At 59.0% G+C, this 9200-nt stretch carries 5 protein-coding genes; 1 reads left to right on the top strand and 4 read right to left on the bottom strand.

Translation table 11 applies throughout. The features are described 5' to 3' along the window. Nucleotides 1-120: 120 nt before the first annotated feature. The 4 genes from LRF89_RS12495 to LRF89_RS12480 are packed head-to-tail and all read right to left on the bottom strand — an operon-like array spanning nt 121 to nt 6244. A complete protein-coding gene (locus LRF89_RS12495) occupies nt 121-939 on the bottom strand; it encodes a phosphoadenosine phosphosulfate reductase family protein (RefSeq protein ID WP_238637275.1) in 819 nt (272 codons plus the stop codon). Continuing rightward, nucleotides 905-4204, bottom strand: coding sequence for a hypothetical protein (locus tag LRF89_RS12490; protein ID WP_238637274.1), 3300 nt, complete (start codon nt 4202-4204; stop codon nt 905-907). Before LRF89_RS12490 ends, LRF89_RS12495 begins: the two co-directional genes overlap by 35 nt. A gap of 13 nt (nt 4205-4217) precedes the next feature. After that, nucleotides 4218-5111 (bottom strand): DUF4007 family protein, encoded by an 894-nt coding sequence (locus LRF89_RS12485; protein ID WP_238637273.1) that lies wholly within the window; start codon nt 5109-5111, stop codon nt 4218-4220. Then, the gene (locus LRF89_RS12480) at nt 5108-6244 is read right to left on the bottom strand and encodes a cysteine desulfurase family protein (RefSeq protein WP_238637272.1); all 1137 of its coding nucleotides are present in this window, start codon (nt 6242-6244) and stop codon (nt 5108-5110) included. The genes LRF89_RS12485 and LRF89_RS12480 overlap by 4 nt, the downstream gene beginning before the upstream one ends. A 276-nt stretch (nt 6245-6520) precedes the next feature. Here LRF89_RS12480 and LRF89_RS12475 point away from each other — a divergent pair, with 276 nt between their 5' ends. Next, nucleotides 6521-9133, top strand: a complete 2613-nt coding sequence (locus LRF89_RS12475) for a DNA phosphorothioation-associated putative methyltransferase (RefSeq protein ID WP_238637271.1) — start codon at nt 6521-6523, stop codon at nt 9131-9133. Nucleotides 9134-9200: the final 67 nt, after the last annotated feature.

Here is a 9200-nt window from a genome sequence, read left to right as displayed (position 1 = left end):
CGCAAGGTTTCGGACCCCAGGATAACAAACCCCGGTGATCCAAGGCGCCCTCAAGGGCCGATAACCCGCGGTTGATCAGTGCGTTGCGAGTTTTTCGCGACCGACCAAATGTAATTTCATTTATAGATGGCAAATAGCGCACCCATCGGCATCTTCTCCTGAGGGTACGTCGTAGCGTTTTTTCAAGACCTCTACGGCATCGAGGGATTGCCCTTCCCTCCATGTGAATTGCTTGCCGTTTTTGACGCGTTCATAACGCTTCGCTTTCTCGAAAAGCACCGGATGACGTTCCCTCAACCCCTGCCATTCTCCAATCTGTTGGTAGAAGCAGAAGTAACAACCAGACCGTGACCGCCACTCATAGTATTCCGGTAAACCAAGCCCAGCTTCTTCTAGTAGGCGCTTAACGTCGGTCAGACCAATGCCGTGCTCCTTAAAGGGGTAAACAGGCAAGATGTTTGGTTTGTCGGAAAAGACAGGTGGCTTGCTCCCTTGCTGCTGGTACCCGGCGCGGTTCTCATCCCCGCGGATGCCGATGTAACTGTAGGCAGTTGATGACCCAACGTATCGCTCGAAGGGTCGGATCTTCAGCACACGTGTGCACCACCGCGCCTGCGGGTTTGGCAGGTAACCACCATAGGCCTCATCGAGCCAGAAGTCGAAGGGTGTGCGGTTGCCCTTTTCCTCTACACCTAGTTCATCTAGGGCTGTGAGCCTAACAATCTCTTGGCCAAGCACGGCCTCAAGTCGGTCGAAATACTCGAGTGTCTCCGGGAGTTCCGCCCCGGTATCACAAAAGACATACTCAATCGGCAAATCCGGATATTGTTGGCGCATAAAGATCGCCAATGCAGTGGAGTCTTTGCCCCCAGAGAGGCTCACAATGTGGCGGGTCTCCCCATCGCTAGCCGTGCTGAGCGCTTCTTCCAGGTTCGCCATGACTTTCGGTCCTCAGCTCATGAAGTATTTCTTGGAGGCGTTGGGCGGCGGCTTCTGAGCCAACCGCCTGGATCAGCCTACTCATGTACGTCTTAAGCCTCCGCTCAACTAGGCTCGCCGAGACCCCGCCGTATTGATCTGCATCGGCGAGGGCAGCCCCCTCAATCCGGCTTGTCACAGAACTCACCTCGTTACGGAACCGCTGCAGGTCGGCGTCGTCCCAACGCTTTGGCTGTCGACCAACCAGTAGAGCGGCCACAGCATCAATGAATGCCTCGTCGGTCTGGTAGAAGTCCAGGTTCAAGTTAAGTACGTTCCTTGGGACGCCGCCAAGGCGCTCTCCCACGCTGTCGGGGAGCATGTCACGCCAGTACGCGAATCGCTCTCGCACAGACCCGGCCGGCGCCTCGGGTCCGAGCTGCAAGCAGTCATCTAGACTCATTAATGCTTGTTGGCGGTAACGGGTAAGCACGTTCTCGAGCTCCGCCTTGGCGTCCATCACCCAGTGCTGAACAGTTTCCAACTCATTGGATTCGGCAAGCTGCGGGAACCGCCGGAAGAAGAGCTCCAAAGGGCTGAATGGTGAACGTACGATGGCCTGCAGCGCGCGTCCACGCGCCTCGATCACACGCGTATCCCGGGCGCCTGGTGGCAGTTTCATTCGCCACGCTTCAAAGGCATCGAACGCCTTCCGCATCAGGTCGCCGCTGTTGCGAGTGCTGTTGGGTCGCTTCGCCGAGAACGTGTAAGTCAGTGCTTCGAGGTAGGCACGAGCCCTTTCATTGAGTTCAAAGACGGTCAGCGCATAACGGTCTGGGCGATTGCAGATGTCCTCGATAACACTCGGGACTAGATCATCTAGGTACTTGCCTTTTTCATCTGTTATGGCGAGCGTCGACTGAAAAGCCCTTAGCGCGGCTGCGAAGAAAATCGGGATAACGCCACGACGCAGGCCGATCGGCGGCTCAATGAGCTGCTGGAAAAAGGCATCAAGGTCTTTGGGCTCGTCGGTGGGCTTGGTCACAAGGTCTTGGAATTGCGCCCAGACCGCTTGCAGGTTCGGATCGATGAGTTCTTCGGGCTTGGCGTAGCGAAACCCTGCACCATCGTCCGTGGGCCGGTACAAGCCCGTTCGGTCGAGCACAGTACGGAACACGGAGGCGTCTGCGTTCTCTCCCTGGATGCCCAGCCGTTCTTGACCATGCCGCTCCAAGATGCCCATCACAACTTTCTTGCGTGCATTGACCAACGGCGCCGAGAGGCGATGGCGCACGATCATTTCATTGTTGATCTTCGGTGTCGCGTGAAAGACCTCATCGCAGATATCGCTGAGGCAGGCGAGTAAGGTCGCAACATCTTCAAGATCAAGCGCCTCGCCACTTCGATACCAGATCGTTGAGTCTCCCGGCTGCGTCAACAAGGCAACCTGCGCATGCATGTGCGCTTGCGCCTCGTCGAGCATTTGCTGCAGCTCTTTCTCGACTAGAGGATCTTCGGCGAGTAGTGACTCGTCCGCAGCGAGGCGCTCGAGGGCCCTGACCTCCGCAGCGGCGCTGTGAAAGTCACCGACAGACACCGGCACGACAACGACCAAACGCTCGACCTCACAACGCTTCGCCACATCGACGGCGATCTGCCGCTCGCTTTCGTCACGCGGGACGAGGTAGACGATTTGCCCATCCTCTCCAGGTGCGAGCAACCGCTCTCCGCTTTCAAGCCGCTCCTTGAAGGCGTCCACGCTTGAAAACGTTCCGGAGAAGTAGCGGCGGACACCGTAGTCATCGTTATGGCGTACAGGACGAAACGGCGCCGGCCGGAAGTCGGCATTCAGTTGCCCGACCAGATCAAAATCCGTTCCTTGGCGGGCAATCTCTTCATCGAGTCGCGCACGCAGGTCGATATCCGTTCCATGCCACAGGGATACTTGATCACTGCGTCGACGGTGGAGCAGAAGCTTGCGCTCGAGGAGCTTGTCGATGAGACGCGACGCGGCATTGCCGCCGCCCAACGCGTACTCCAGTAAGTCACGTGTGACGCGCTGCCGGGTGCCGGATAAGCCAAGCTCGAGCACGCTTGCAATCTTGAGTGCCCGGGCTTCGTCGTCATCGTCCGCCTTGGCCAATGCGCTTTCGGTTTCAAGCCACTTGCGATACGTGCCCCCAAGCGACGTATCCGCTTGCATTGCGCCCGCGAAGTAGTCGTACACCTGGTCTGCCGTTACCGGCCGCGTGAGATCGGCATTTAGTAGGAAACCGAAAAGCGTGCGCTCGTGCTGCGCAACGCGAGCGGCGAGCTGGGGCAGGACATACAGCGTTGCCGGCTCGAGCGGGTCTGCAAGGCGCAAGAGCTCCGAAAGCTCGGAGCCGAAATCTTCAAAAAGGCCAACTGCGCTCGCCCGTTGCGCTTCAGTGCCATCCCATCCGAACAGGTCGTGCGACGGACGATTGCTCGACACCACCTTACCGACAAGCCAATACACTTCCCGGCTGTCATCCACGTACTGAATCGGCTCGAAACGGCCTTCAATCTTACGCCACTCCGAAAGCGCGGACTGACTGAGTCCTGACGCATACTGGAGCAGCCCTTGATGCATGATCGGTCCGAACGTCACAGGGAGCTTCTGTTGCCTCGCCGCGTATTCAGCAAGCGTCTGGATCTCAGCGAGCCGATCGGGTCGCCCAGAGCGCACGAGCTGCTCGACGTGCCTGCCAAACTCATCCCACACGATGGCGACACGGTCCACCTGCGTCTTGGCTTTACGGGTGCTGGCCATCTCGACCAGGCGGTCCAGGACTGTGATCGCCCCCTCGATCCCGGTTGCATCCAGGGATTCGATCGCCTGCGCCCGCGAGGTTAGACCGAGACGCCGCAGCGACGCCGTCGCAGCTCGCGCCACGGCGTCGCCGAGATCGTCGCACGCCCCCTCGAGGGCAATGACCACGCCATGCGCATTATTTTCGTGCACGCGGCGCTCGGCAAACTCGGCAAGCTCGGGACTCACGCCTTTGAGGCGCTTATGGATGATATCGAGGACACGAGCGCCGCTCTTCCGATTCTCCAAGAGGTGGAGAAGGTACGTCGCCCCCAGTGATTTCCCGGAGCCATAAGGCGCGATCACGAAGAGTGCACGATGGTCCGTTTGGCCGCTAAGTCCCTCGAGGAAGCGCACGGCTTTGGCTGTCGGCTCATAGTGCGCGATGCGCTCAGGCACATCCGCGTCATACTGCAGGTTGATCGCCCGGAGAAATGGGTGTTCAGCAGTCATGTTGGTATCGCTCTTAAGCTGCAGTACTGAGTGCGCCGACGCGTGCATAGTAAGACTTGAGCCATTCGACGGGCTCGAGCGGATCGAGTTGGATGCGCCGCTCGCCCGCGGAGCCGACAACGCGCACGCTGGACAATAGCTCTTCCGCTTGCTCGATCCAGTCCAAAAAACCGTTGAGGCTGAGCTGAAAGGCTCGTCCAGGGCCGCCATCGTAAAAACACGCTTCACGGAGCGGCAGACTAGCCTCCTTGGCTCCGGACTGTGCGAACGCATACCCGATGAGCTCCGGCGGCAACTCGACAATGTTCGGCTCATTGCGCCGGTACACGTTGGAGTCACGGAACAACGTCAGCAGCCCGAGCCGCCGAAGAGGCGAGTCTGATGCGTCCTCTGGATCAGCCAACTCGCTGGGAATCGGCGTCGCGTAGCATGAGAGCAGGCAGGCGACATCGCGTTGCAGCGTCTTCGGTGCCGGTGAGCGTCGCTCGTGACGCTGCACGTACCGCTCAAAGGCTGCGGACGCAGTCAGGCGGTCAAAGCGCTGCTCCGTAAATCGGTTGAAAAACCAATTCCACGCTTTGGCATAACCGCCGTGGTTGAGCATGTTGACGTGTAACGCCGCCCAGGTGCCGAGCTGGAGGCAGTAGCGATCAGATTTATAAACCGCTTCACCAAAACGCGTGAGGGTTAACTGCTTCCGCTTGGGAGTCCGATCTGAAGGCTCAGTAATCGCGAGGCCAGTGGCAAGCAGCCAGAACCGAATGGACTTGGCCATATTGCGTCCAACACCGAGCTCGTCGGCAACATAGGGCTGATTGAATCCTTCAGGGTCACCAGCGATCAGCGATAATCCTTTATAAATCCAGCCCTCCCGAACCGGGAACGTCTCGTGCCCCCCAAATCTCATGCGAACAGCCTCCTCAGTCGGTTCGCGACAGTGACCACCATTCCAGCCGCCTCCACCATCTCGTCTTCAGTGTTCAGCACCCCCGTGGAGAAGCGAACACTTTCATAGGCCTCGGGCTCGGATAGACCCATGGCACGCAACACGTAAGACGGCTCAGGCTTTTGGTTCGTACATGCCGAGCTCTGTGAGCAGCAAATCCCTTCGCGATCGAGACGCGCCATGAGAGCCTGGCCATCGATGCCGGTGAATCGGATGTTAGTCGTATTACAAACCCGCGCATCTTGGGCGCCATTCACTTCAGCCCATGGGCATTCCTCGAGAACACGGCGCTCGAACACATTACGCAGACGGCGCATGTGTTCTATTGCTCCAGGCAAGTCCCGCAACCTCTCCCACGCTGCCGCCCCGAAACCGGCAATACCTACGAGGTTTTCTGTGCCTGGATGGAGGCCTTGCTCCTGGGTACCACCGAAGCGCAGAGGGCAAATCATTTTCGGATCACGGGCATAGAGGGCACCAACGCCACGAACCCCATTGATCTTGTGCGCCGTGAATGTGAGAAAATCTGGCGCAACGCGGGTCAAGTCGGCATCAAGCTTGCCAATGGCTTGCGCAGCATCGATGTGCACGCGCGCGCCGTGCCGGCGGGCGACAGCGACCAACTCGTCGACCGGTTGTATGACACCCGTCTCGTTGTTGACCCACTGCACTGATAGCGCAGGGCGATCTACGTCCCGGAGAGCCGCCTCAATGTCATCGACATCAACGCGCCCATCCGTCCCTACCCGGGCTTTGACGACATCTAAGCCGCGGGCCGCGAGATACTCCGCATGCTGAAGGACCGACGAATGCTCAAGGGGTGAGGTGACGAGTCGCCACAGCCCCTGCGAGGTAAGCGAATGAAGAGCAAGATTGTTCGCCTCGGTCCCTGACCCGGTAAAGACTAGCTGTGTCGGTTCGCAGCCAAGCAGCTCTGCTACATTACAGCGTGCGTCATGGAGGAGTGTCCGGGCCGCATCGCCCGCACTATGTGCGCTCGACGGGTTCCCGTAGCGGGGAGTCAGCGCCGCTGTCGCCGCTTCTACCGCGGCCCGGGAAGGGGTGGTTGTCGCATTGTTATCAAGGTTGATCACCTTTGCTACCCCCGTATTGCCCATGGGCAGTCTATCTCTCTGGACGACGTACTCCAACCCCATCCAGCGATTACAGCAAGCCGGGTGTCCGTATCGTTGATATGAAGGGCTCGTAGTCTTGTTGGCTGATATGAGGGGGAGCGTACAGGAAGAGTGCGACAGTCCATGTCGCGTTCCGCCGGAGATCCGGTAGGGAAAAGAACGGGGCGCTGTGTGGCGCGCTACCCGACCTCTTATGTCATCCTTGATCGGAGAAAGCAAAGGCTGCACTGATTAATGACCGACAATCCAGCGCAACACACTAAACAAAAAAAATATTTCAGCCACACGCCCAGAAATCAGCGCCATCAGCATACGGGCAAGCGCGTGGGTGGTTCCGTCTACTATCACCGAAGCGCCGTGAAGCTGCTCGAATCCTCATGGCGCGACCTTGTTGCTCGTGCGGAAGAGTGCGCAGGGTACCCGGCGTGGAACGTTGTTCGCCTCGGGCGCGACTCCGACGATCTCTCTTTGCTGCACTATCCGCATTTTGATGAAGAACCCATTCCTGCGTTAGCAGCCAGCGTGCGAGTTCGAATCAGCGCAGGTCGCCACGAGCGTCGCGAGTACGCCTCCGATGGCAATCCGCCGGTGCTCCACAGAAAGGAGCTACTGCTGCCACCCGACCACCCGGAGCGCCCGGCTTGCCAAGAAGTCACCGAGGCACTGGAAGAGGCTCAGTTGCTGACGCCCGCATCGTCCATAGGGCGACAGCAACAGTGGGAAGAGCGCCTCCGAAGCCGGGGGTACACCCTCGACGGCTGGCAGCTCAAACGTACCAACCCTGATACCGGCGAGGAGACCGGAACCGCCGAGCCATCAACCGTCAGCGGCGAACCTCCAACCGTCGCCCGCCATAAGACAGCCATCCGCAGGTCCGCGTTATCGACGCCCATGCAGGCGCTTGCGCGCCATGGCTACCTGGACGGGAACCACAGCATTTTCGATTACGGGTGCGGCCAAGGCGATGATCTCACCGTTCTCGCGCAAAACGGAATCTCGGCCCAGGGTTGGGACCCCCACTACCGCCCGGACGCAGAGATGCGGCCTGCCTCCGTCGTCAATCTCGGTTTTGTCATCAATGTCATCGAAGAACCAAGTGAGCGCACCAAGGCGTTGAAGAACGCCTTCGCCTATGCCGAGGAACTCCTCGTCGTCGCGGCAATGCTTGGCTCTGCCGAACCCCAGAGCGCCCAGCCCTGGCGCGACGGCGTACTGACCCGCCGCGGCACCTTCCAGAAATACTTTTCCCAAGAGGAGCTGCGGCACTACCTGCAAACCGCCCTCGACAGGACAGCCATTCCCGTTGGCCCAGGCGTTTTCTTTGTTTTCCGCGATCCTGATGACGCAGAGCTCTTCATGGAGCGACGCTCCATCCGCCGAACACCACACCGTCTGCTGCTTGAACGCGCTCCGATGCCGGAGCGGGCTGAGGCGGCGCAGCGATTCTTTGAGACGCACCAAGAGACTCTCGACGCCCTGTGGCATCGGTACTTACAGCTCGGGCGACGCCCTGACCCCGATGAGGTACCGAACCTCACGGCCGTCGAGGCTGCTTGTGGCAGCTTGAAGCGGGGCTACCGCTTTCTCGAGCGTTTCCATGGGGCGGAGGCCATACAGAATGCGGCAGCCGTTCGTCATGACGAGTTGTGTGTGTTTCTCGCACAGGAATACTTTACACAGCGTCGGCGAATGGCGGACTACTCAGCATCACTCCAACGTGACATACGAACCTTTTTCGGATCACTCGGTGCGGCGCGAAAAGAAGCTGAGCGGCTCCTATACGCAAGCGCCGATCCCGTCGAACTTCGTAGCGCTTGTTACGGCGCGGCCCAAAACGGCGTGGGCGTCATCGAGGAAGAGCGGGCGTTTTTCTTTCAAGCGGAGCGGTTGTCAGAGCTGCCGGCAGTGGTTCAAACGTACGTCGCGTGCGCCTCGCATCTGTACGGCGATGTTGCCGCTTATGATCTGATCAAGGTCCACCTCGAGTCCGGCAAACTCACCCTTCTGCGCTATGACGACTTCCACGGGAAGCCCCTTCCTCTACTTATGGAGCGAATCAAGATCAGCCTGCGCAAGCAGACGGTTCAGGTTTTCACCTACGGCGAGGACTATACCCCACCGTACCTGTACATGAAGTCGAGATTCCTCTCTGAGGAGGATCCTGGTTTTGAGCAGCAGAGGGACTTCGACATGATGCTGGCCGAGCTATCGACGCTCGACTTTGAGGGGCTTGGCCCAACAAGGGAGGTGTTCGAGGAAGAACTCCAGAGACGCTGGGTGCAGATTGGCGACTTCACACTTGAACCGATCCCGGAGTCACCTCCCCTCGAGCATCGCTGTGGCGAACATCTGACGTTTGGCGACTTGTGTTCAGCGGGGGAGACGGTGAACGAGCTCGGCGTCACAAACGCTCCGAAGGAGCCAGCGACGTATGCCGCCCTTGCCGCACTGATCAGAGATGTCCTTGACCCTGTTATGGACTATTTCGGCGGCATTGAGCTGACGTACGGATTCGCTGGGCCCGAAGTCAGCCGGGCTGTTCCGGCCAACAATGCCCCTGAGCTCGACCAACATGCGAGCTACGAGCGCAACCGACGGGGCAATCGGATCTGCGCTAGAGGTGGTGCGGCTGTCGACTTCCTTGTTCCAGATGAGAGCATGGCCGAAGTGGCTGTATGGATCGCTGAGAACCTACCTTTTGACCGCATGTACTTTTATGGCGACTGTCGGCCTCTTCATGTAAGCCTGAGCCCGGAATGTGCCCGTGAGATTGTAAGAATGGAAACAAACACTTCGGGGCGACGGGTCCCGAAGCGCATCTCAAGGGTTAGGAGTTTGCTAGAATGACTTACGTGGGCCCTAAAGGGCTCGCAAGGCGCTGATCTGGCGCGGGTTAAGCCTAGAGCCGAATCGT

It is taken from the genome of Halorhodospira sp. 9621 (genome assembly GCF_022228055.1).
GTDB lineage: Bacteria > Pseudomonadota > Gammaproteobacteria > Nitrococcales > Halorhodospiraceae > Halorhodospira > Halorhodospira halophila_A.
The sequence above is the reverse complement of the archived record's forward strand: the minus strand, read 5'-3'. Positions and strand labels throughout refer to the sequence as shown.